Source organism: Aeromonas sp. QDB17 (assembly GCF_027705305.1).
Classification (GTDB): domain Bacteria; phylum Pseudomonadota; class Gammaproteobacteria; order Enterobacterales; family Aeromonadaceae; genus Aeromonas; species Aeromonas caviae.
Window position 1 is genome coordinate 1 of sequence record NZ_JAPDBP010000002.1, and the last position, 21,087, is coordinate 21,087.

The 21,087-nt window shown below is 63.7% G+C and carries 20 protein-coding genes; 7 read left to right on the forward strand and 13 right to left on the reverse strand.

Annotated features, from left to right (window positions below):
- Nucleotides 1-121: 121 nt before the first annotated feature.
- The 8 genes from OKC41_RS01715 to OKC41_RS01750 all read right to left on the reverse strand — a co-directional run bounded on the left by OKC41_RS01715 (nucleotide 122) and on the right by OKC41_RS01750 (nucleotide 7,872).
- Nucleotides 122-865 (reverse strand): DUF3379 domain-containing protein, encoded by a 744-nt coding sequence (locus OKC41_RS01715; RefSeq protein WP_042878935.1) that lies wholly within the window; start codon nucleotides 863-865, stop codon nucleotides 122-124.
- Nucleotides 858-1,448 (reverse strand): sigma-70 family RNA polymerase sigma factor, encoded by a 591-nt coding sequence (locus OKC41_RS01720; RefSeq protein ID WP_080769901.1) that lies wholly within the window; start codon nucleotides 1,446-1,448, stop codon nucleotides 858-860. The genes OKC41_RS01715 and OKC41_RS01720 overlap by 8 nt, the downstream gene beginning before the upstream one ends.
- Before the next feature lie 30 nt (nucleotides 1,449-1,478).
- Nucleotides 1,479-2,957: a BatD family protein gene (locus tag OKC41_RS01725; RefSeq protein WP_197055475.1), complete on the reverse strand. Its 1,479-nt coding sequence runs from the start codon at nucleotides 2,955-2,957 to the stop codon at nucleotides 1,479-1,481.
- A 62-nt stretch (nucleotides 2,958-3,019) separates the two neighbouring features.
- The gene (locus OKC41_RS01730; RefSeq protein ID WP_270671648.1) at nucleotides 3,020-4,480 is read right to left on the reverse strand and encodes a tetratricopeptide repeat protein; all 1,461 of its coding nucleotides are present in this window, start codon (nucleotides 4,478-4,480) and stop codon (nucleotides 3,020-3,022) included.
- A 21-nt stretch (nucleotides 4,481-4,501) separates the two neighbouring features.
- Nucleotides 4,502-5,464: a VWA domain-containing protein gene (locus OKC41_RS01735; RefSeq protein WP_201894034.1), complete on the reverse strand. Its 963-nt coding sequence runs from the start codon at nucleotides 5,462-5,464 to the stop codon at nucleotides 4,502-4,504.
- Nucleotides 5,461-6,018, reverse strand: a complete 558-nt coding sequence (locus OKC41_RS01740) for a DUF4381 family protein (protein ID WP_234921656.1) — start codon at nucleotides 6,016-6,018, stop codon at nucleotides 5,461-5,463. Before OKC41_RS01740 ends, OKC41_RS01735 begins: the two co-directional genes overlap by 4 nt.
- Nucleotides 6,003-6,893: a DUF58 domain-containing protein gene (locus OKC41_RS01745; protein ID WP_201894032.1), complete on the reverse strand. Its 891-nt coding sequence runs from the start codon at nucleotides 6,891-6,893 to the stop codon at nucleotides 6,003-6,005. The genes OKC41_RS01740 and OKC41_RS01745 overlap by 16 nt, the downstream gene beginning before the upstream one ends.
- Before the next feature lie 28 nt (nucleotides 6,894-6,921).
- On the reverse strand, nucleotides 6,922-7,872 hold the full coding sequence (locus OKC41_RS01750; RefSeq protein ID WP_201894030.1) for a MoxR family ATPase: 951 nt from the start codon (nucleotides 7,870-7,872) through the stop codon (nucleotides 6,922-6,924).
- Between the two features lie 183 nt (nucleotides 7,873-8,055).
- Between OKC41_RS01750 and fadI the strand changes: the two genes are divergently transcribed.
- From fadI to OKC41_RS01785, 7 genes are all read left to right on the forward strand, one after another.
- Complete coding sequence (gene fadI, locus OKC41_RS01755) at nucleotides 8,056-9,366, forward strand: acetyl-CoA C-acyltransferase FadI (protein WP_010674668.1); 1,311 nt, start codon at nucleotides 8,056-8,058, stop codon at nucleotides 9,364-9,366.
- Entirely contained in the window at nucleotides 9,366-11,513 is a 2,148-nt protein-coding gene (gene fadJ, locus OKC41_RS01760; protein ID WP_201894028.1) for a fatty acid oxidation complex subunit alpha FadJ, read from the forward strand. Before fadI ends, fadJ begins: the two co-directional genes overlap by 1 nt.
- Nucleotides 11,514-11,775: 262 nt before the next feature.
- Nucleotides 11,776-11,916 carry a TIGR02808 family protein gene (locus tag OKC41_RS01765; protein WP_005325161.1) on the forward strand — a complete coding sequence of 47 codons (141 nt, stop codon included), beginning with the start codon at nucleotides 11,776-11,778 and terminating at the stop codon, nucleotides 11,914-11,916.
- A gap of 188 nt (nucleotides 11,917-12,104) precedes the next feature.
- A complete protein-coding gene (locus OKC41_RS01770; protein WP_010674671.1) occupies nucleotides 12,105-12,662 on the forward strand; it encodes a YaeQ family protein in 558 nt (185 codons plus the stop codon).
- Between the two features lie 11 nt (nucleotides 12,663-12,673).
- Entirely contained in the window at nucleotides 12,674-13,564 is an 891-nt protein-coding gene (locus OKC41_RS01775) for an AEC family transporter (RefSeq protein WP_201894026.1), read from the forward strand.
- 229 nt (nucleotides 13,565-13,793) lie between these two features.
- On the forward strand, nucleotides 13,794-14,534 hold the full coding sequence (locus tag OKC41_RS01780; protein WP_201894025.1) for a hypothetical protein: 741 nt from the start codon (nucleotides 13,794-13,796) through the stop codon (nucleotides 14,532-14,534).
- A gap of 5 nt (nucleotides 14,535-14,539) precedes the next feature.
- The gene (locus OKC41_RS01785; RefSeq protein ID WP_201894024.1) at nucleotides 14,540-14,935 is read left to right on the forward strand and encodes a hypothetical protein; all 396 of its coding nucleotides are present in this window, start codon (nucleotides 14,540-14,542) and stop codon (nucleotides 14,933-14,935) included.
- 301 nt (nucleotides 14,936-15,236) lie between these two features.
- Here the strand turns inward: OKC41_RS01785 and OKC41_RS01790 are convergent, their stop codons facing one another.
- The 5 genes from OKC41_RS01790 to OKC41_RS01810 all read right to left on the reverse strand — a co-directional run bounded on the left by OKC41_RS01790 (nucleotide 15,237) and on the right by OKC41_RS01810 (nucleotide 20,734).
- A complete protein-coding gene (locus OKC41_RS01790) occupies nucleotides 15,237-16,466 on the reverse strand; it encodes an MFS transporter (RefSeq protein WP_201894023.1) in 1,230 nt (409 codons plus the stop codon).
- A 55-nt stretch (nucleotides 16,467-16,521) separates the two neighbouring features.
- A complete protein-coding gene (locus OKC41_RS01795; RefSeq protein WP_069651229.1) occupies nucleotides 16,522-17,292 on the reverse strand; it encodes an ABC transporter ATP-binding protein in 771 nt (256 codons plus the stop codon).
- Nucleotides 17,285-18,337 (reverse strand): iron ABC transporter permease, encoded by a 1,053-nt coding sequence (locus OKC41_RS01800; protein ID WP_103243163.1) that lies wholly within the window; start codon nucleotides 18,335-18,337, stop codon nucleotides 17,285-17,287. The genes OKC41_RS01795 and OKC41_RS01800 overlap by 8 nt, the downstream gene beginning before the upstream one ends.
- A 51-nt stretch (nucleotides 18,338-18,388) precedes the next feature.
- Nucleotides 18,389-19,489, reverse strand: coding sequence for an ABC transporter substrate-binding protein (locus tag OKC41_RS01805; protein ID WP_201894022.1), 1,101 nt, complete (start codon nucleotides 19,487-19,489; stop codon nucleotides 18,389-18,391).
- A gap of 123 nt (nucleotides 19,490-19,612) precedes the next feature.
- Nucleotides 19,613-20,734 carry an ABC transporter substrate-binding protein gene (locus OKC41_RS01810; RefSeq protein WP_201894021.1) on the reverse strand — a complete coding sequence of 374 codons (1,122 nt, stop codon included), beginning with the start codon at nucleotides 20,732-20,734 and terminating at the stop codon, nucleotides 19,613-19,615.
- Nucleotides 20,735-21,087: the final 353 nt, after the last annotated feature.

The window sequence follows — 21,087 nt, forward strand, 5'->3', positions numbered from 1 at the left end:
TGCCGATGTGGAGCGGGTGATGTCACTTTGTAGCCGAGATTGGATAAAACTGACCTAATGTTTAATCCGATTGGTATGATGTGGCTGAGGCGGAGGACGAGTCAGCCTGGGTCAAGGTCTGTTAAATGGACCAGTGCAGGCGTGACTCAAGCTGGCGGGCAACCGGGGCGAGGGGCTCCTGCATGTCTCCGATGAGCACCATGTTGGCCCCCTTGAGCGGCAGTATCTCCCCCTTGAGGGTCCCGTCTGCAAAATCGGACTGGATCGTCAGTGGCAGATGCTTGGGGACGAGGAACAGGGTGACCGGTCCCATCTTGCCCTGGAGCACCATGTGCAGGGCCGGTCCCTGGTAGAAGGCGCAGTGGTTGACATAGGTTACCTTCATGCCCGGCATCTCGCTCAGGGTGGCACCATATTTCTCCATTTTTGCGTTGATGGTGTGCAGGCTGACCCGCTCATCCACCGCATGAATGAAGGGCTCTTCCCCATAAACGTGGGACATGGCGACCTGAGCCAGCGACAGGGTGTCCGGTGCCACAGGCCAGCTGATCCAGCGGGTGCTCATGCCGAGCAGGAAGGCGACCGAGGCTGCGATGGCCAGAGCGCGCCATTGCGTGCGTGCAGGAGTGGCGGGTAGCGAGACCACCTGCTCCTCTTCGGCTGCCATCGCCTGTCTGAGCAGGATCCGCTCCGCAAGACCGGCCGGTACGTCCACTTCCAGAGTGCTGCGCACCTGGCGCTCGAGCTGCTGCATCTCGTCCAGATGCTTGCGATTGGCCGGTGACGCCTCGGCGGCTTTCAAGAAGGCGGGATCCCTGTCCGAGGGGTGAGTGATGGCCCGGCGGCGAAATTCAAGCTCATCCATTGGTGTGTCCTCTCTGTTGTTTCGCAGACTCCATGGCCTCTTTTATCTGGTTGCGGGCGCGAAACAGCCTTGTCATGACGGTGTTCTTGTTCAGGCCGAGTTGCTCGGCGATCTCCTCCCCGCTGAATCCCCCCAGTACCTGCAGCAGCAGCGGCTCCTGATACTCGGCAGGCAGGCGGGCGATGTGGCGCCTGAGCCATTCGTGCTCCATCTCCTGCTCGCTTGGCAGGACACCCTGATCCCGCAGGGGGTGCTCGTCGAGGTCGACGAGATCGAACTGCTTTCGCTCAAAGCGGCGGGCATTCTCCCGCCGCAATATGGTGATGAGCCACGCCTTGGCAGCCTTGTCGTCCAGCAGGGTATCTATCGCCTTCCAGGCGCGCAGGAAAGTCTCCTGCACCAGATCCTCGGCGATTTGCGGATCCCGGCACAGCCAGTAGGCGTAGCGGTAGATGTCCCCGTGCAGGGCGTGCACCAGGGCTTCGTACTTGGTTTGTTTGTCTGCCATCTCCCCATAGACCGGAGACGCGCAGGGATCCTTTCCCGTGTCGGCCCTTTTTCTTCTGAAAAAACCTAACGCCATAAAGGGGTGTCCTGTTTCATGAGGGGCGCATCATGCACGCATCCACGCCAGTATTCGAAGACCATAGGCTATCGCAAAGCTCTCCCAGGTGCACAACTCCCTGGCGAGCGCCTGCCTGGGCAGGTGTTCGCCAGGGACTCGTTTGGGGGAAAAACAGGCCCGATCCAGGCCGTCCAGCAGCGCCCCCATGGCGGGGTCGCGGTGACAGGGCAGCCTGGCCAGATGCAGACAGGGGGTGTCCCAGCGCAGGACGGCCCAGGTCAGCAGGGTTTCCCTGGCCTCGTCAGGAGATCCCGTGGCGAGGGCCCGTTGCAGGCGATAGAAGGCGCGCCAGCGCGGCCAGCGGCGCATGAATGCCCGCAGCAGGATGGCCAGGAGCACCCAATAGAGATACTGGACCCCTGGTGCGGGGGAGGCGGGAGTGGCGCTCTCCCTTGCCGTGAACACCAGAGAATGTGCGGGCAGGCGCGCCTCCTCGATGCGGCCGCTCTGGGTGTTGAACCAGCGCAGGGTCTGGGGGGGCAGCACATAGCGCCCCGCCTCGTCGGCGGTCAGGGCCTGGCGCCACTGGCGCTCGAAGCGAAGCGCCCCCTCGGCCACGAATCGCTCCTGTTGCTGCTCGCCGTCCGGCTTCATGGAGAGGCCGGCGGGCAGGGGCGGGGCCGGCAAGGGGGGCAGGCGGTTGCCATCCCCCCCTTCCATCACCAAGGTGAGGATGCGGATCACCGGCTCACCCACCCTGGCCTGCGCCGGGCTGAACTGCTGGCGCAACACCAGGCTGCTCGCCACCGGCTCCAGGGGGGCCTTGTCCACCTTGATGAAGAGGGTCGCCGCCCTGGCGGACAGCAGATCCCCCGCGTTGCCCGGCGCGGTCGCACCGGCCTGGTCCTGGTGCGGCAACCGCCCCTGGAAGCGGGGGGATTCGACGGGATGGAGTCCGGGTCCTTTGGCCTGCAGCAGCCATTTTCTCGTGAGACGCCCGGGCAGGCCGGGGCTGGCAGGAGAGTCCCAGCGGTCCTCGCCAAGGCGGCGAATGGTAAAGGCCGGGGTGATGGGCTCGCCGAGGTTGGGGGCCTCCAGGTTGGCGGGCAGCCAGAGGGTCAGCTCATAGATGAAGGGCTGGCCGGGGTAGAGATTCCCCTCATGGAGCGCCCGGGCCTGCAGCTCGACCGGAGAGAATACCGGGTCTTGTGCCGGCATCAGGGTGCCGTCCAGGGAACGTGTCGGCACCGCCAGGGAGGGGGTGAGATCGGCGCCAAGGGGCAGGGAGGGCACCTGGCGCGGGCTTGTATCGAGCAGGTGCAGGGGGATCTGCCAGCGGGTCAGGCTGCGGCTCTGGGCACTGACCCGCTGGATGCTGACCCGCCCGACCGCAAACTGGCGCAGCAGCGGTTGCAGGTTGAGATCCTCATCGCGGTACATCCCGTCGGCCTCGATGATGAGCAGCCAGTCGCGCTCGCTCGCCCCCGGCAACAGCTCGGCCTCGACAGGGACGGCCTGCACCCGCATGGCGCACAGGGCGAGCAGCAGCCAGCAGCCGATCCGGGGGGAGAGCAAGCGCAGTACGAGGATCACCAGGGCTCCTCCACCTTGATCAGGGGGCGGCGCAGGGCCTCCTTGCGAAGGCGCTGCTCCAGCAGCAGCACGGGGGGCGCCGGGGGGCGAGGAGCCTCTGAGGCGCGGGCGGGGTCGGGAGTGTCGGCCTGCTCCGGGGCATTTGCCGAGGGCGCCGACTGTGGCGGGTTGGCCCGCAGCAGGGCCAGGTTGTGCAAGGCATCCCTGTGCCCAGGTTCAAGGCGAAGGGCGCTCAGATAGGCCTGCTCCGCGGCGGCAAGATCCCCGAGCCAGACCAGGGCATTGCCCCTGTTGTAGTGGGCAGTGGCGCTGTTTGCCCTGCCATAGGCGGCGACGGCCCTGGCGTAATCCCCGGCTCTATACCAGGCGTTGCCTTGCCAGACCGGATCCTGGAAGGCGTTGGCCGCTTCCCGATAGTGTCCCTGGCGATAAGCCTGCCAGCCTGCTTCATCTTGTCGGGAGGCCGCCTGCAGGGAAGGGGGCGCGACGCCAATGACGAGGATCACCAGCAGCCAGTGGGCGCCGATCCGTGCCAGCAGCGCCAGGGGGAGCAAGGGGATGAGCAGCCAGGGGCCGAGATCCCGGGATTGCCCCTGCGTCAGGGTCTGGCCCATGGGCAGGGGGGCAAAGCGGGGCAGGCCGGAATCAAGCCAGGCCTGCCTGCCTCCGGTACTGGCGGCAAGGGCGGTCATGGCCTCCTCGTCGGGCGCCGGCAAGGTGTGGCCGACCGGGCTGCCGAGCTGCCAGCGCTCGGCAGCCACGCCGGGCAACCGGGTCTCCTTGCCCCCGCTGGCCAGCAAGATGTCGAGCCGCGGGGCCGAGCCTGCCTTGCAGAACAGGTCGTTGAGGCAGGGCCAGAGGGCGGCGATGCGATCGCGCGCTGTCCCGGAGAGGCCGTCGGTCACGAGCAGTAGACGGGCGGACTGGCCCGGCGGGATCAGGGTGAGGGCCAGGGCCACGGCGCGCTCGGGGGCGCTGCCCTGGACAGGCATGATGGCCGGGCGCAGGTCCGGCAGCAGCAAGGCGATGGCCTGATGATCCCGGGTGGGAGGCATGGCGAGGTAGGCATCCCCGGCAAATAGAATGAGGGCGATGGGATGGGCCGCGTCCTGCCGCGCTATGTCGGCCAGCATCTCCTGCAATCCCAGCCTCACCCGGGTTGCCCGGTCCGGCGCCAGATCCTGTGCCAGCATGGAGTCGGATAGATCCAGTAGCCAGATATCGAGGGCCGGGCTCGGCATGGGGAGACTCTGCTGGCGCAGGGCGGGGCCCGAGAGCGCCAGGATCACCGGCAGACAGGCAAGCCAGCGCCAGGGGATGGCCCGATGGCGGCTCGGCAGCAGATAGGCCTGCATGGCCGGGGAGAGCAAGCCGGGATCGCGGCGGCGGCGCCACCCCTGCCACAGCCAGGGGATCAGGGCCAGCAACCAGAGGGGGCGCAGCAAGGTCAGCTCCATGGTGCCACCATCATGGCCTGCCTACTCATGGGATGGCCTGTGTGACAGGGGGATGCGCCAGCGGGCTGGCCAGCAGAGCAGCAGCCAGGCCAGGGCCAGTGGCCAGGGGTAGAGCTCCTGGTGGGGCCGAGAGAGGATCTGGGGCCGGGCGAGGGGCTCCAGGGTGTCGATGGCCTGGTTGATGGCGGCGAGATCGCCCCGGTTGCGGGCGCGAAAATAGCGGCCTCCTCCTAGTGTCGCCAGCTGCTGCAACAGGGCTTCATCCAGCTCGGCACTGGGATCGGCGTCCCCTGCGGGCGCGGCGAAGGTGTCGGGGTCGGCGCCCACCCCCAGGGTATAGAGACGGATGCCGGCTTTGGCGGCGAGCCTGGCCTCGGTCAGGGGATCCGCATTGCCCGAGGTATTGCGCCCGTCCGTCACCAGCAGCAGGGCGGTGGGGCGGGTGGGGTCGGCGTGCTGGCGTGCCAGCAGGATGGCTTCCCCCAGGGCCGTGGTGCGCCCCACCAGATCGAAGTCGAGCTCCCTGGCCAGGGTGAGCAGGGCCCCGGTCTCCTGGGTGAGGGGGGAGAGCAGATAGGCGTGATCGGCAAAGACGACAAGGGCGATGCGATCCCCCGGGCGGGAGGCGACAAGGTTGCTTATCTGCTGGCGCACCGCGGCAAGCCTGTCCGTTTGCTCTCCGTCATCCAGCATGTCCTGGGTGCGCATGCTGTCGGAGAGATCCACCGCCAGGATGAGGTCCCGGCTGCTTTGGTAGTGAATGATCGGGGGCTCCTGCCACTGGGGGCGGCACAGGGCCAGTACCAGGGCGCACCAGCAGATCATCATGCGCCACAAGGGTTGCCCCGCCTGGGGCTGGAGCAGGGGAAAACCTCCGTGAACGAGCTGGTTTCCTCCCTTGCGCCCCTTCATGGGAGGCAGGCCGAAGCGCACCAGCAGCGGCAAGGCGAGGGCGAGGGAAAACCAGGGCCAGGCGAGGATCATCGCGTACCCTCCGGGGGAGGTGCCCCTCGCTTGCTTGCCGGGAATCGCGGCGCACTGACGCAGCGGCGCCCCCAGGCGAGATAGGCGAGGCGCAATCTTTTGCGCTGCGCCTCATCGGGCACTCTGCCCCCATAGAGCCAGAGCGGCCACTGGGCGGCAAAGCGGGAAAAATCGCTCCCCCCCTTGTTGTCCAGCCAGGCGAGCCAGGCCTCCCCTTGCAGGGGGGCCGCCTCGGGCCAGCGGGCCATGGCCGCTTCTCGCAGGGCATCCTGCAGCCTGGGGACGAGATCGTCTGCCTGCCAGTCTATCCGGTGCGCCCAGCGGCGCTGGCGCAACAGGGTGAGGGCCGTCGTGGCGATCAGGCAAGCGGCGATCGCCGCGATCAGCAGCCCCCCGAGGGCCATCAGGCGAGGATCCTGTGCAGGCTCGAGAGCGGGGCCTTGGTGGATGTCACGCAGCTCGGCACGGATGGCTTGCAAGGACTCGCTGGACGAGGGCTGGCGATATGCATCCGGTGCGGGCACGCCCTGCTCCCCCCTCAAAACAGACGGCATCCGCCCTCCTGCCACTGGCGTTGCAGGGTGGCGCCGTTGTCGAGGCGATAGAGGCGCGTCACCAGGGGCAGCAACTGCTGGCGACAGGCCTCAGCCTGTTCGTCGGCCGCCCTCTGATAGCGGGCGCGAAAGCGGGGATCTTCTCCCGCGAGCCAACCGCTGTGTCTGCCTGCCTGCACTGCCATCTGCCCCTGTTCGGGCAGCGCGGCTTCCAGGGGATCGCGGATCTGCCAGTAGTGAATGTCGTGGCGCGGGCGAAGGCGTTGCAACTGCTGGCAGAGGGCCTGGTCCGGTGCCTGGTGGTGGCTTATCAGGGTCAATCTGGCCCCGTGGGGCAGGGTGAGTCGCGCCAGGGTCTGGGCCAGCGTCCAGGGCGGGGGGGCGCGATCCAGCCCTGCCTCGTAATGGCGACAGAGCGCTTCCAGCAGAGGCATGAGAGAGCCGCGCTGGTGCTCTGTGTGGGGGGCTGCGCCCTGGCAGATCAAGGTATTGGCCTGTTTCTCCCCCTGCCAGAGCAGGGCGGCGGCCAGCTCGCAGCCAAGGCGGGCCTTGAGCTGGGCGCGGGAGCCAAAGTACATGGCGGGTGAGAGATCCAGCAGCAACCAGTGGGCCTGATCCTGCTCTTCCCCGTAGAGGCGGGTGTGGGGGCGACCGAGGCGGGCGGTGACCCGCCAGTCGATGTGACGCACCTCGTCACCGGCCTGATAGAGGCGAAGCTCCCTGAAATGGAGCCCGGGCTGGCGCCCGATACGCCCCTGGGCCGCCTGATGAATGCGGGCACGCTCGCCCTGGCGCGTCCAGAGGCGCACCGCCAGCAGCCGCTGGAGGGTGAGGGCGATGTCGGGGTGATCCCGGGGCTCGGCGACGGGGGTCATGGCGATAGGGCTGCCTGTGGGGGCCGGCTCAGGGGCATGGAATGGCATCCAGCAGCAGGGTGATGAGCGCCTCGCTATCGAGGTTGTCCGCCAGCGCCTGATAACTCGGGATGAGGCGGTGGCGCAGCACGGCTGGCGCCAGTTGCTGGATGTCTTCGGGCAGCACGAAGTCGCGCCCGGCGAGCCAGGCCCGGGCCCGTGCGGCTCTTGCGAGGCCGATGCTGGCCCTGGGGCTGGCTCCCACCGCGACCAGGGGGTCTAGCTCGGGGCACAGGCCGCTGCCGGGGCGGGTGGCGCACACCAGTTGCACCAGATAGTGCTCGAGGCGCCCCTGCATCTGTACCCCCTGAACGGCGGTGCGGGCTTCCAGCAAGTCGGACTGGCTCAGGGTGACCGGCGGCGTCGGCAGGGCGTCGCCGCGGGCGTTGAGCTGGAGGATGGCCAGCTCCATGGCGGGGCTGGGGTAATCCACCAGCAGCTTGAGCAAGAAGCGATCGAGCTGGGCCTCCGGCAGGGGATAGGTTCCTTCCTGCTCGATGGGGTTCTGGGTGGCGGCGACCATGAAGAGGGAGGGCAGGCGCCAGCTCTTCTTGCCCACGGTGATCTGGTGCTCGGCCATGGCCTCCAGCAGGGCGGACTGCACCTTGGCCGGCGCCCGGTTGATCTCGTCCGCCAGCACCAGGTGGTTGAACAGGGGGCCGGGTTGAAACACGAAGCTCGCATCCTGGGGATGGAAGACCTCGCTGCCGGTGAGATCGGCAGGGAGCAGATCCGGGGTGAACTGGATACGGGCAAAGCGCCCCTCCACGGCCCCGGCCAGCGCCTTGACCGCCCGGGTCTTGGCAAGACCGGGGGCCCCCTCGATCAGCACATGTCCTTCACATAACAGGGCGATCAGCAGCCCCTCGATGAGGGGGCCCTGTCCCAGGATCTGGTTGCCCAGATAGTCTCCAAGTGCTCTGAACTCGGCCGCTGCCATGCGATAAACCCGTTGTTTTTATGGAAGTTGATCTTTTTATACCCCAGTTGGCTCACAAGGGCGAGGGAGGGTGGCAAGATGGGGACAATTTAGTTTCAATCAGCCGTATGAAAGTTGTGATTGGATTGTTAAGATGTGGCGCAATGAGGTCAGACCTCTGCCTTTTTAACCCAAGGAGCCAGGATGAAACAGCCATTGAAACTGACGACTCGCCAGGGCGAACGGATAGCCGTCGTGGCGGGTCTGCGCACCCCCTTTGCCAAGCAGGCCACCGCTTTTCACGGCGTGCCTGCGGTGGATCTGGGCAAACTGGTGGTGAGCGAGATGCTCGCCCGCACCGATCTCGACCCCAAGCTCATCGACCAGCTGGTGTTCGGCCAGGTGGTGCAGATGCCGGAAGCGCCAAACATCGCCCGGGAGATCGTGCTCGGCACCGGCATGAGCGTCAGCACCGATGCCTATAGCGTGTCGCGCGCCTGCGCCACCAGTTTCCAGGCGGTGGCCAACGTCACCGAATCCATCATGGCCGGCACGGTGGACATCGCCATCGCCGGCGGTGCCGACTCCTCTTCCGTGCTGCCCATCGGAGTCAGCAAGTCTCTGGCCCGCGCCCTGGTGGATCTCAACAAGGCGCGCAACCTCCAGCAGCGTTTCAATATTCTGCGCCGTCTGCGCCTGAAGGACCTGCTGCCGGTGCCCCCGGCCGTGGCCGAGTACTCCACCGGTCTCTCCATGGGGCAGACCGCCGAGCAGATGGCCAAGACCCACCAGATCAGCCGCGAGGCGCAAGATGCGCTGGCCCACCGCTCCCACACCCTGGCGGCCGAAGCCTGGGCGCAGGGCAAATTGAGTGGCGAGGTGTTCACCGCCCACGTGCCCCCCTACAAGTCGCCGCTGGAGCGGGACAACAACATCCGCGAAAGCTCGGATCTGGCGAGTTACGCCAAGCTCAAACCGGTGTTTGACCGGGCTCACGGCTCGGTGACCGCCGCCAACGCCACCCCGCTCACCGACGGCGCCGCCGCCGTGCTGATGATGCGCGAAGGGCGGGCCCGCGAGCTGGGTCTGGAGCCGCTGGGTTACATCCGCAGCTTCGCGTTTTCCGCCATCGATGTCTGGCAGGACATGCTGATGGGCCCCTCCTATGCCACGCCGCTGGCGCTGGACCGTGCAGGCATCACCCTTGGGGATCTCACCCTCATCGACATGCACGAAGCCTTTGCCGCCCAGACGCTCGCCAACCTCAAGATGTTTGCAAGCGCCGAATTTGCCCGTGACAAGCTGGGCCGGGATCAGGCCATCGGCGAGGTGGACATGGAGAAGTTCAACGTGCTCGGCGGCTCTTTGGCCTTTGGTCACCCCTTTGCCGCCACCGGGGCGCGCATGATCACCCAGACCCTGCATGAACTACGGCGACGGGGTGGGGGATTGGGGCTCAACACCGCCTGTGCGGCGGGTGGGCTGGGTGTGGCCATGGTGCTGGAGGTGGAATGATGAGTGCCAAGACTTTTTCTCTGGATATTCGCAAAGACGGCATCGGCATCCTCACCATGGATGTGCCCGGTGAGAGCATGAACACCCTGAAGGCCTCCTTTGCGGACGAGATCCGCACTCTGCTGGCCGAGGTAAAGGGGAACGGGGATCTGATCGGCCTGGTGATCGTCTCCGGCAAGAAGGACTCCTTCGTTGCCGGGGCCGACATCGCCATGCTGGCGGCCTGCACCAGCGCCCAGGATGCCGAAGCGCTGTCCCGGGCCGGACAGGAGGTGTTCGCCGAGATCGAAGCCCTGGGGATCCCGGTGATCGCCGCCATTCACGGCCCCTGCCTTGGCGGCGGGCTGGAGCTGGCGCTCGCCTGTCATGGCCGGGTGGTGACCGATCACGGTAAAACCGTGCTGGGCCTGCCGGAAGTGCAGCTCGGCCTGCTGCCGGGCTCCGGCGGTACCCAGCGACTGCCGCGCCTCATCGGGGTGGCCAAGGCACTGGATCTGATGCTGACCGGCAAGCAGGTGCGGGCCAAACAGGCCAGGAAGCTCGGGCTGGTGGATGACATGGTGCCCCCGTCCATTTTGCTGGAGGCCGCCATCAAGCTTGCCAAGAAGGGCAAGCCGCGCCACCACCTGAAACGGGATCTGCAGGGCAAGGTGCTGGAGACCAACAAATTTGGTCGCAAGGTGCTGTTCGATCAGGCCCGCAAGGGGGTCAAGGCCAAGACCCGGGGCAACTACCCGGCGCCGGAGCGCATCATCGAGGTGGTGCGCATCGGCGTGGAGGAGGGGATGCAGGCCGGCCTGCAGGCCGAGGCCCGCCACTTCGGCGAGCTGGTGATGACGCCGGAATCCGCCGCCCTGCGCTCCCTCTTCTTCGCCACCACGGAGATGAAGAAAGAGGTGAGCTATCAGGGGGCCGAGCCGCGCAAGGTGGGTCATGCCGCCGTGCTGGGGGGCGGCCTGATGGGAGGGGGTATTGCCTTCGTCACCGCCACCAAGGCGGGGGTACCGGTGCGGATCAAGGATGTGGCGAGCGCCGGCATCGGCAATGCCATGCGTTACAGCTACGACCTCCTCGCCAGGAAGCTCAAGCGTCGCCAACTGCTGCGCAGCGAGCTGGAGAAACAGATGAGCCTGCTGACCGGCACCCTGGACTATTCCGGCTTCCACCGGGTGGACATGGTGGTGGAAGCGGTGTTCGAGGAGATCAACCTCAAGCACCAGATGGTGCAGGACGTGGAGCGCGAGTGCGGCGAGCACACCGTGTTTGCCTCCAACACCTCCTCCCTGCCCATCCACCAGATCGCCTCGGCGGCGACGCATCCGGAGCGGGTGGTGGGGCTGCACTACTTCAGCCCGGTGGACAAGATGCCGCTGGCCGAGATCATTCCCCACGCCGGCACCAGTGCCGAGACGGTAGCCACCACCCTGGCCTTCGCCCGGGCCCAGGGCAAGACCCCCATCGTGGTGAAGGACGAGGCGGGCTTCTACGTCAACCGCATCCTGGCGCCCTACATGAACGAGGCGGCGCGCCTGGTGCTGGAAGGGGAGCCGGTGGAGGTACTGGACGGCGCTCTGCTCGACTTCGGTTTCCCGGTCGGCCCCATCACCCTGCTGGACGAGGTGGGGATCGACGTGGGGGCCAAGATCTCCCCCATCCTCGAAAAAGAGCTGGGTGGCGAGCAGTTCCAGGCGCCCAAGGCCTTTGACAAGCTGCTGGAGGACGATCGCAAGGGGCGCAAGAACGGCAAGGGCTTCTATCTCTATGGCAAGGCGGCTCCGCGCAACAAGCTCACCGGCAAGGAGGGCAAGAAGACGGTGGACGCGAGCGTCTACGACGTGCTGGGCGTCAAGCCCCAGGCCAAGCTGGCCAGGCAGGAGATCGCCGAGCGCTGCGTGCTGCTGATGCTCAACGAAGCAGCCATGGCCCTGGATGGCGGCGTGGTGGCCTCGGCCCGGGACGGCGACATCGGCGCCATCTTCGGTATCGGCTTCCCTCCCTTCCTGGGCGGCCCGTTCCGCTACATGGACAGCCTCGGCATCGACTATCTGGTGGGGCGTCTTGAGCACCATCAGAAGCGCTTTGGCGACCGCTTCGCCCCCTGTGCGCGGCTGAAAGCGATGGCGGCGGAGCAGCAGACCTTCTACTGATGGCTCTCGACGGCATGCATCGAGCGAGGCGACCCCAAGGTCGCCTCGCTTTTTGTTGGGCGTACCTTTCCGGTTTGGGGCGAGGGCGCGAAGAAAAACGGGGCGGGGAGGGGTAAAACCTTGATCTGGCGCAAACTGGTGCCCCATTTATTACTTTGGTGGCATAGGACTCAGGCGCGGGTTGAGGTCAAATAGTCTCATCAGGAACGGGGGCGACCCCGTCACGAAAGGGACACCCATTTCACTGGATGAAGGACACACTATGAGTCTGCTCGAACAAACCATCTGGAACATATTGGGATACGGGGCCATGCCCTTTATCTTTCTGAGTGGCTTCGTGGCCGTGGCAGTCACCTGCTGCCTGCTGCTCAATGCCTTCGGGGTCAAGTCCGCCGAGAAGTGAGTCACTCTCGTTCATGCCGCCAAATGCCAGTCCTCGGACTGGCATTTGTTTTTTGTGTCTTCTGAAGCACTTGCCCGCCCCTGATGGGGTAAAGGGAGCGCAAGACGGTCGAACCCGGCGGCCATTTTGATTACACTGACGCCCGGCATGTCCGCCCCCTTCTCTTTTATCAGGTATTCACGACTTCTATGGCGCTCAAGGCAACCATCTTCAAGGCCCAGATCAGCTTGTCTGACATGGATCGCAATCTCTATCAGGACTTCTCCCTCACCCTGGCCCGTCACCCCTCCGAGACCGACGAGCGCATGATGATCCGCCTCGCGGCCTTCGCCTGGCATGCCGCCGAGCGGCTGGAGTTCACCAAGGGCCTCTCCGCCGACGACGAGCCCGAGCTCTGGTGCAAGAACTATTCCGATGAGATTGAACTCTGGATTGAGCTGGGTCAGCCGGACGAGCGCCGTCTCAAGAAGGCATGCAACCGCTCTCGCCAGGTGGTGCTCTACCTCTATGGCGGCCGTGGCACCAGCGTCTGGTGGAAGCAGAACCAGGGCAAGCTCGGCCTGCACGACAACCTGAGCGTCATCGAACTCTCCGACAGCCAGACCCTGCCCCTGGCGGCCATGGTGGAGCGCACCATGCAGCTCACCTGCACCATCTCCGACGGCCAGCTCTGGGTCAGCAACGGCAGCCAGGAGGTGACGCTGGACCCCGTGGTGCTGATGGGACGCCCGGCCCGCGAACTGTAAACGGAATACCCATGTTCAGCGCCCTGCTCAATATCGTCATTCCCGTGTTTGCGGTGGTGGGCCTTGGCGCCCTCTATGGACGGTTGCGACCGGGCGGGGCCCTGGGTTATGTCAACCGGGCCAATATCGAACTCTTTACTCCGGCGCTGGTCTTCTCGGCCCTGGTGAAATACCCCTTGGATCTCGCGGCGCACTTGCCCCTTGTGGGGGCCGGTGCCCTGGTGATCCTGCTGCCCGGTTTGCTGCTCTCCCTGCTCAAACTCAAGGAGATAGAGCGGGCCGCGCTGATCCTGCCCGCCATGTTTCGCAACACCGGCAACCTCGGCATTCCGCTGATGGTGCTCGCCTTTGGCGAGCAGCAGCTCGGCGCCATCGTCATCCTCTTTGTGCTCTCCAACCTGCTCCACTTCTCGGTGGGCATGTTCATCCTCTCGGCCAGCAGCTCCCGCTGGCTCTGGCTGAGAAGCCCCGTGCTCTGGGCCGCCTTCGCCGGGCTGCTGGTGGCCAACCTGCATATCCCGCTGCCGGAATACCTGGTGACCAGCGCCGCCCTGCTCGGCCAGATAGCGGTGCCCCTGATGCTGTTTGCCTTGGGAGTGAGGCTGATGGAAGGGGAGCTGGATCATCTGGGGCTGGCCATCAAGTGCAACCTGCTCTACCTGCTGGCGGGGGGCCTCTCCCTGGGGCTCGCCGTCTGGCTGCTGCCCCTCGAACCTGACTGGATACCACTCCTGATGCTGTCGGTGGCGCTGCCCCCGGCGGTGCTCAATTACATCCTCAGTGAGCAGTACCAGTGCCAGCCCGACAAGGTGGCCAGCATCGTGCTCGGCGGCAATGCGCTCTCGGTGGTGGTGATCCCGCTGGCGGTCTGGTTGGCGCTGCATCTGGGGGCTAAGGTGTAGGGCAGACAGTCTTGGCTTGCCGACGAGCATTAGTCATTTGGTTAGTCAGTGGACAGCTGGAGCCGCTCCCTCGGGGTTTTCATTTGTAGATTTTCATCAACCTTGGTCGTAGAATTTGTGACCCAATTTGGTTGTCGGATCTGCATGGATCGCGTACAACTAGTCACAGACTTTTCTTAAGGCCTCTTTTGCATCTATGACACTGCCACAATCAAAAATGAGTGAGTTGATGGACAAACTCACACCTTACATTGACTCAAAAGTGGCTATTGGAGAGCTTGAACTTGCCCGCATTCGTAGAGAGATCAAAGCACTTCCTGACGCAGATGAGAGGGCCTTGCTCAATGCTTTAGCTCTAGGTGCTTATCAAGATGTTGAAGGGGCCAAGCGAGCTTTCGAGGATGCTGCCCATAGGTATCCATCATGGGTGATGTTCACTAATTACAAGACCTACTTGAAGCACATTGCTGATTACCCCAAGTTAGATGAAGTTATATACTCTCTTGCGGACATTTATGAGTCTAAGGGGTTAGTTCATCATGCGGTTGAGCATGCACTTTGGCTAAATCGAGATATAGAAAAGTACAATCACTATTTTGTTAAATATATGAAGTACTTAAATTTTGAAGAGCAAGAGTCTGAATCAGCGAGGTTTGTACCTGTGTTGAACGATATGACTAGTTGCATGCAACGTGTGGGGATAGGCTCTCAAGAGTTATCTCATTTATCCAATGTTGTCCATGAAGTCTCAGCGCTTAAAAAATTGTCACTGCTAGATAACCAGATCTCTGTACAAGGTGGAAATCTGACTATGGTTATCTCGGTTGAGAATGCAGACCCAGAAGTCTTGTGTGATGCCAATTTTGAATTGGCCATGAAAATGGCTGAAGATGAGCTAGTTTTTGACAAATCAATGACAGCATTTTTTAAAGCATCAGTTAATAGTACATTGGGCGAACAAAAGGGCTGATAGCTATGCCAGTGTGTGGTCAAGATTTCTATGATTTTGCAACCAAAGCAATAACATTTGGCGATGAAATTGCCTATAGAAACGCTATCGCAAGGGCCTACTATGCAATGTATCACGAGGTTCTAGGTACTTTGGAACATTGTCCTGCATTCTCATCAAGTGTTCATAGTAGTCTGATTGTCTATTTAAATTCGGCAAAAACTTCAGAGGCATTCGACGTCATTAAGTTGAGATCTTTGGCTGCTATATTGAAGCAACAAAAAGCCAAGCGTTGTATTTCTGATTATCAGTTGCTTGAGAACGTGACTGAATCTGATGCTAAGGAAAGTCTCCTTTTTGCTAAAAAACTATTTGATAAATGCCTTGAAATGAAAATATCTAGGGCTTCAAAGGTTTCATAGTCAAGTATTAACCCACCATTAACCAATGCAATTGAGGCGCCTAGGTATGCAGTGATAACGCTGCTAATCGAGGTGCCTTTTATTTATGTTTGTTATAACTTATTAGATTGTTCTTGACTCGCTGTTGTTACCCGATTCAGGCATGGCGAAAGTCAACTATCCAAATGCCCAAGGTAGCCAGCAATATACCGCCATCGAGCCGATAGCGTCAGCCTGCTCTGTCTCGGGTTTAATGGACAAGTGGGGAAGAAGGCAAAGGGGAGAATGGAGATATAAACCGGGCGGCCTTGGCCGCCCTGTTTTATTGTTCGCTGGCAGGCTGTGGCTGGCCATCCTTGCGTAGCTGGGTATAGAGGCCAACTCCCGCCAGCAGCCCGGCGAGGGCCAGCAGCCACCAGATGGCGGTGGCGGGGCGGCTGCCCGCATCCCCCAGCATAAAGCCGATGAGCAGGTTGCCAAAGAGCGCCATGCAGCCACCGGCGCTGGCATAGAAGCCGTAGTAGCTGCCGAGCTGCTCAGGGGGGGCGTAGCGGGGCAGCTGGGCGGCGAAGAGCGGGAAGCAGAGGATGGAGCCCAGGGAAAGCAGGGCCACCTGCGTCAACACGCCTGCCGTCGGCCAGGGGGCCAGCAGGGGCAGGGCGAGATAGCTCAGGCCCATCATGCCTATCCCCAGCCCCATGGCGAGCGGCACTCCCAGGCGGCGCTCCACCAGGCGGGAGGCCGGGAGCTGGAGCAGAACGCCGATCACCGCCGAGAGGGTGAAGACGCCGCCGAGCAGGTGGGTGGCGTCCGGCAGGCTCTGGATATGGGCGGGGAGGGCGAGGTAGAGCTGGTGGAACAGGATCTGGTAGCTGCCTGCCAGCAGGGTGAACCCCATGAAGGGGCGCTGGCGCACTATCTCCCCCCATTGGCGCAAGATGGCGCCACGGGGGCTCTGGTTGCTCACCGGGCGTTTGGGCAGCACCCGGTATTGCAGCACTCCGAGCAGGGCGAAGAGGCTCGCCGCCAGGATCCCCGTCAGGGTATAGCTTTGCTGGGTCAAGGTGAGGCCGACCAGGGGGCCGAGCAGCATGCCCGCCTCGCTGGCCAGATTGTGCAGGGCGAAGGCGCGCTGACGCTGGCTCGGGTTGTGGCATTCGCTGGCAAGGTAGGCCTGGGCGCAGGGGGTAAACAGGGCTCCCGCAAAGCCGGTGAGGGCGGCGGCCAGCAGCAGGATGGGCAGGGACTCGGCCCAGCCCAGCAGCACGAAGCCTAAAGATCGTACCAGGCAGCCCCAGACGATGGCGGGATGGTAGCCGATGCGATCTCCAAGGGTGCCGCCCAACAGGAAGAGCCCCTGCTGGCTGAAGACCCGCATCCCCATGACGAGGCCGCAGGCCCAGCCGGCCAGGCCCAGCCCGCTGCCCATGTGCTGGGCGAGGAAGGGCATCATCATGTAGAAGCCGAGGTTGAAGGCGAGCCCATTGGTGATGAGCAGGCGGGCGGCCGGGCTCATGCCCTGCCAGTCCCGCCAGTAGGAGGCGCCGTTCATGGTCGCCTCCCGCCAGCGCGTGGGGCGGTGGTCGCCGGGGCGGCGCAGCACTGTGTCATGATGTCTTTCGCAGGGTTCTGAGGAAGGGGATGCCGTGCTGATCGTGGCTTATCTCCACCGGCACCTGGTAGAGGCGCTCGATGAGGGCCGCGTCGAGCACCCGGGCGGGGGGGCCGAAGGCCTGCAGATTTCCCCCTGCCAGCACGATCAGCTGATCGGCAAACTGGGCGGCCAGGTTGAGGTCGTGCAGCACCACCAGGGTGATCCACTGCTGCTCCCGGGTCTGCTGGCACAGGTGCTCCATCAGTTGCATCTGGTGGTGCAGGTCCAGGGCGCTGACCGGCTCGTCCAGCATCATGATGCGGGGGTCGCGCAGCAGCACCTGGGCGAAGAGCACCATCTGCCGCTGGCCGCCGCTCAGGGAGTAGAGGGGGCGATCCGCCAGATGGGCGATCCCGAGCGCCTGCAGGGCCCGGCCGGCTGCCAGTATGTCCTCGTCCGCGAGGCGCATGGAGAGGCTGTCGAGGCGCCCCAGCACCACCACTTCGATGACGCTGAGATCCAGCTCCAGCTGGATGTTCTGGGGCATGTAGCCAAACTGCTGGCGCCACCTGGCCTGCGTCATCTGGCGGGCACTCTGGTCCCCGAGACGAATGTCGCCACTGTCCGGGGTCAGTTCACCAAAGAGGGTGCGCATCAAGGAGGTCTTGCCGGTCCCGTTCGGGCCGATGATCACATGGACCTGACCCGGATGCAGAGTGAGGCTGAGATCCCGCAGCAAGGTCTGCTGGCCGAGGGAGAGGGAGAGTCGGGATATTTCAAGCACGTTTACGCCCCCTGCCGAGGATCAACCAGATGAAGAAGGGCACGCCAATGAGCGCGGTGACGATGCCGATGGGGAACAGGGCCCCCGGAATGATGGACTTGGAGAGCACCGAGGCCGCCGAGAGCATGCAGGCGCCGCACAGGGCGGAGAGGGGGATCAAAAAGCGCTGATCTTCCCCCACCAGCATGCGGGCGATATGGGGGGCCACCAGGCCGACAAAGCCGATCACGCCGACGAAGCTGGTGGCGGTGGCGGTGAGCAGGGCGACCAGCACCAGGGTCTTCATGCGCAGTCTGTCGACGTTGACCCCGAGGCTGCGGGCGCGGGCTTCCCCGAGGCGCAGGCTGGTGAGGGCCCAGGCGTCACGGTAGATGAGCAGGGTGCAGATCAGGGTGACGACGGCGGTGATGATCAGGGAGTCCCAGGTGGTGCGCATCAGGCTGCCAAACAGCCAGAACAGGATCTGCTGGTTGAGCTCGGGGGAGGAGAGGAACTGCAGCAGGGAGAGCAGGGACTGGAACAGGAACAGCAGGGCGATGCCCGCCAGGATCAGGGTCTGGCTGCTGACATGGCGCATCATGGCCAGACCAAACAGCAGGCAGGCGGCAAACATGCACACAATGAAGGCACCGGCCGGGATGGCCACCAGGGGAGGAAGCCCGAGGCCGCCGGTGTAGAGGGCCAGCGCCGCGCCCAGGCCCGCCGCCGCCGCGAGCCCGAGGGTATAGGGACTGGCGAGGGGGTTGTCCAGCAGGGTCTGCATCTGCACACCGCCAAGACCGAGGGAGGCACCGACCACCAGGGCCATGAGGGCGATGGGCAGGCGCATGTCGTGGACGATGGTGCGGGTCATGGGATCGGCCTGGGCGGGGGCGATCAAGGCATCGATCACGTCGTGCAGGGCCAGCAGGGAGGGGCCGGTGGCGATGTCGAGCACCAGGGTAATGCACAGGACCAGGGCGAGCAGAAGGAGCCAGTGCCAGCGACGGCGCTCCCGTTGCCGCTGCCGGGCGAGGGTCTGCTGCAGGGCAGCCAAATCATTCATGATGTCAATCCTGAAACAGGCGCCACAAGAGGCGCCCACGAAGGTTGAAGGTTAAAGAGCGATAGCGAAGGTGCCGTCTGCCTTGACCGGCAGATAGCGCCGATAGAAGTCGAGGTAGTTGGCAAGCGGATCCATCTCCTTGAACAGGCTCGGATAGAGCGCCTTGGCCATGAACTGGACCATGGTGTAATCGAGCAGCGTGCGGGAGGCGCCCTGGTAAATCCCATAGATGCGCTTTTCCTTCACCGCTGGCAGGTTCGCCCAACCTTTACGCTCGGTAAAGGCCTGGAGCCGTGCCCGAGCGAGTGCGGGATTGACACCCTGGCCCAGCAGCACGGCGGTGGGGTTCTGGGTGGATTCAGTGCCGGTGAGGAAGATGACCTCGGGTTTGGAGACCAGAACCTGCTCGGGGTTCATGGGGCCGTACCATTCCACAAAGGGGGCGGCGATGTTGTCGCCGCCAGCCAGGTGGCCGAGCGGACCCCACATGCCCTTGCCATAGCTGAAGCCATATTCGTCAGGCCCCTTGTTGCCAAACTCTACGTAGAAACGGGGCTTGGGCAGATTGGCTGCGGCGATCCGGCCATGTACTTCGTCGATGGCATGCTGGTACTCGTCTGCGAGCTGGCGAGCGCGAGGCTCGGTGCCCGCAATCTTGCCGAGCAGCAAGGTACTGGCCTTGTGATTGGCGGGGAGTTCCATGTTGTAGTCCACGACCACCACGGGCAGACCGGCCTGTTCGAGACGGGCCACGTCCTGGCCAAGACCTTTGTATTGCCAGTCGGCCAGAACGACGACGTCGGGTTTGAGGGCGAGCACTTTTTCCACCGAGAAGGTCTGCACTTCTACCTCGCCTACGTCGGCTATCTCCTTGAGGGACGGGCGATGGGCGGTAAAGAGGGACCAGTTGGCAGGACGCCAGCCTTCCCAGGCCTCGCGAGAGATGCCGACGACCCGATCGAAGGCCTGTTCGCCACCGACGGCCATGTAGTCTTCAAAGTAAAATGCGAGCACTACCCGCTTGGCGGGGAGATCGACCTGGACTTCCCGTCCCAGCACATCTGTCAGGGTTTCAACTTTCGCCTGTGCGGTGCCAAACAAGCAGCAAAGGCTTGCCAGCACCAGGCAGGCATAGCGGGAGAAAAGTGTCATCTGCGTGTGAACTCCATCTTGTCTTGTGGTTTTTTATCGTTTTTGTCACCGGCAACCTGAGGTCGCCGGTGGGTTCTCCACCGGGTGGGGGAGGGAATGAGCCGGAGAGACCCCGGCCGACACTCAGTGCGCGTTGTGCTGATGAATGCCCAGCATGAAGGTGCCCTGGGGACGGATGGGCAGATAGTGCTGGTAGAACGCCTGATAGGTGGCCAGGGGATCGAGATCCTGGAAGAGGTCCGGATAGAGGGCCTTGGCCATGAACTCGATGAGGGCGGCATCCATGATGCTGCGGGTGGCGCCGTGATAGACCGCGTAGAGGCGACCCTGCTTCACCGCAGGCAGCTCGCTCCAGCCCGGACGGGCAGCAAAGCCTTGCAGACGCTGACGCACGGTCTCTGCCGACACATCCTGGCCGACCTGCATGGCGACGGCACTGCTCACGCTCTCATAGCCCGCCATCAGGATCACCTCGGGCTTGCTCGCCAGCAGTTGTTCCGGGTGGATGGGGCCCCAGCGATCGACGAAGGGGGCGGCCACGTTGTCGCCACCGGCCAGCAGGGCCATGGCGCCCCACATGTCCTTGCCATAGGTGTAGCTGTACTCGGCCGGACCCTTGTCACCCAGCTCGATGTAGACCCGGGGCGGCGTGCGCTTCGCGGCGGCGATGCGGGAGGTGATGGTGTCAATCTTGGCCTTGTACTCGTCGGCCATCTTCCGGGCACGGGCCTCCTGGCCGGTCAGCTTGCCAAGCAGCAGAGTGCTCGCCATGTGCTGTGCCAGGGTCTGGGCGTTGTAGTCGATGACCACCACCGGGATCCCCGCCTGCTCAAGGCGTGGCAGGTCGGCGCTCAGGGCCTCATATTGCCACTTCGCCAGGATCACCAGGTCGGGCTTGACCGCCAGGGTCTTCTCGATGGAGAAGCTCTGATCCTGCACGTTGCCAAGGTCCGGCACGTTGGCCAGTTGTGGCTGGCTGGCCACGTAGAGAGACCAGATGGCGGGACGGGACTTCATGAACCAGCCCAGGGACATGCCCACCAGGCGTTCGGCCCCGCCTTCACCGGCCACTGCCAGGTAATCTTCGGGATAGAAACCGAGCACGATGCGGTTTGCCGGAAGGCTGAGGGAGACCTTGCGGCCCATCACATCTTCCACTTCAACGGGGGGGGTGGCCTGCGCCATCCAGCTCACCAGGACGAGCTGGCCGAGCAGCAGCAACTTTGCCAGGGGGTGACGAAACATCTTGTAGCACCTCGAGAATAGAGACGGTCAAAAAAGAAAGTGAGAACTATTGCCATTCGCGAGCGCAAAAGCAACAAACGTTTGTGTCATCCCCTCTCTTGTTATTTCTGTCATTACTGGAACCGGTTCCACAAGAGCACCAGGAGAGAGTCCCATCCCCCGGTTTTCTGCCTTCTCGGGCCACGAAGGGGGTGGCGCCCGGTATGGCACCCATGGATTTGCCCATGATTCGGAGTCTGTGAGTGGCGCTGTTCACGAAATGGTACCGGGCAGAGGCCGCCGTAGTGTTCCCCCCGTCTGCCCCGGCGCCGATATCGCTCCCTGACAGAGGCCGCCAGCAGGGGCTGGGGGTG

Excerpts from the sequence above, each read along its gene's own strand:
- OKC41_RS01715 (WP_042878935.1), bottom strand. The coding sequence starts at position 865 with ATGGATGAGCTTGAATTTCGCCGCCGGGCCATCACTCACCCCTCGGAC.
- OKC41_RS01720 (WP_080769901.1), bottom strand. The coding sequence starts at position 1,448 with ATGGCGTTAGGTTTTTTCAGAAGAAAAAGGGCCGACACGGGAAAGGAT.
- OKC41_RS01725 (WP_197055475.1), bottom strand. The coding sequence starts at position 2,957 with ATGCGGGTGCAGGCCGTCCCTGTCGAGGCCGAGCTGTTGCCGGGGGCG.
- OKC41_RS01730 (WP_270671648.1), bottom strand. The coding sequence starts at position 4,480 with ATGGAGCTGACCTTGCTGCGCCCCCTCTGGTTGCTGGCCCTGATCCCC.
- OKC41_RS01735 (WP_201894034.1), bottom strand. The coding sequence starts at position 5,464 with ATGATCCTCGCCTGGCCCTGGTTTTCCCTCGCCCTCGCCTTGCCGCTG.
- OKC41_RS01740 (WP_234921656.1), bottom strand. The coding sequence starts at position 6,018 with ATGCCGTCTGTTTTGAGGGGGGAGCAGGGCGTGCCCGCACCGGATGCA.
- OKC41_RS01745 (WP_201894032.1), bottom strand. The coding sequence starts at position 6,893 with ATGACCCCCGTCGCCGAGCCCCGGGATCACCCCGACATCGCCCTCACC.
- OKC41_RS01750 (WP_201894030.1), bottom strand. The coding sequence starts at position 7,872 with ATGGCAGCGGCCGAGTTCAGAGCACTTGGAGACTATCTGGGCAACCAG.
- fadI (WP_010674668.1), top strand. The coding sequence starts at position 8,056 with ATGAAACAGCCATTGAAACTGACGACTCGCCAGGGCGAACGGATAGCC.
- fadJ (WP_201894028.1), top strand. The coding sequence starts at position 9,366 with ATGAGTGCCAAGACTTTTTCTCTGGATATTCGCAAAGACGGCATCGGC.
- OKC41_RS01765 (WP_005325161.1), top strand. The coding sequence starts at position 11,776 with ATGAGTCTGCTCGAACAAACCATCTGGAACATATTGGGATACGGGGCC.
- OKC41_RS01770 (WP_010674671.1), top strand. The coding sequence starts at position 12,105 with ATGGCGCTCAAGGCAACCATCTTCAAGGCCCAGATCAGCTTGTCTGAC.
- OKC41_RS01775 (WP_201894026.1), top strand. The coding sequence starts at position 12,674 with ATGTTCAGCGCCCTGCTCAATATCGTCATTCCCGTGTTTGCGGTGGTG.
- OKC41_RS01780 (WP_201894025.1), top strand. The coding sequence starts at position 13,794 with ATGGACAAACTCACACCTTACATTGACTCAAAAGTGGCTATTGGAGAG.
- OKC41_RS01785 (WP_201894024.1), top strand. The coding sequence starts at position 14,540 with ATGCCAGTGTGTGGTCAAGATTTCTATGATTTTGCAACCAAAGCAATA.
- OKC41_RS01790 (WP_201894023.1), bottom strand. The coding sequence starts at position 16,466 with ATGAACGGCGCCTCCTACTGGCGGGACTGGCAGGGCATGAGCCCGGCC.
- OKC41_RS01800 (WP_103243163.1), bottom strand. The coding sequence starts at position 18,337 with ATGAATGATTTGGCTGCCCTGCAGCAGACCCTCGCCCGGCAGCGGCAA.
- OKC41_RS01805 (WP_201894022.1), bottom strand. The coding sequence starts at position 19,489 with ATGACACTTTTCTCCCGCTATGCCTGCCTGGTGCTGGCAAGCCTTTGC.
- OKC41_RS01810 (WP_201894021.1), bottom strand. The coding sequence starts at position 20,734 with ATGTTTCGTCACCCCCTGGCAAAGTTGCTGCTGCTCGGCCAGCTCGTC.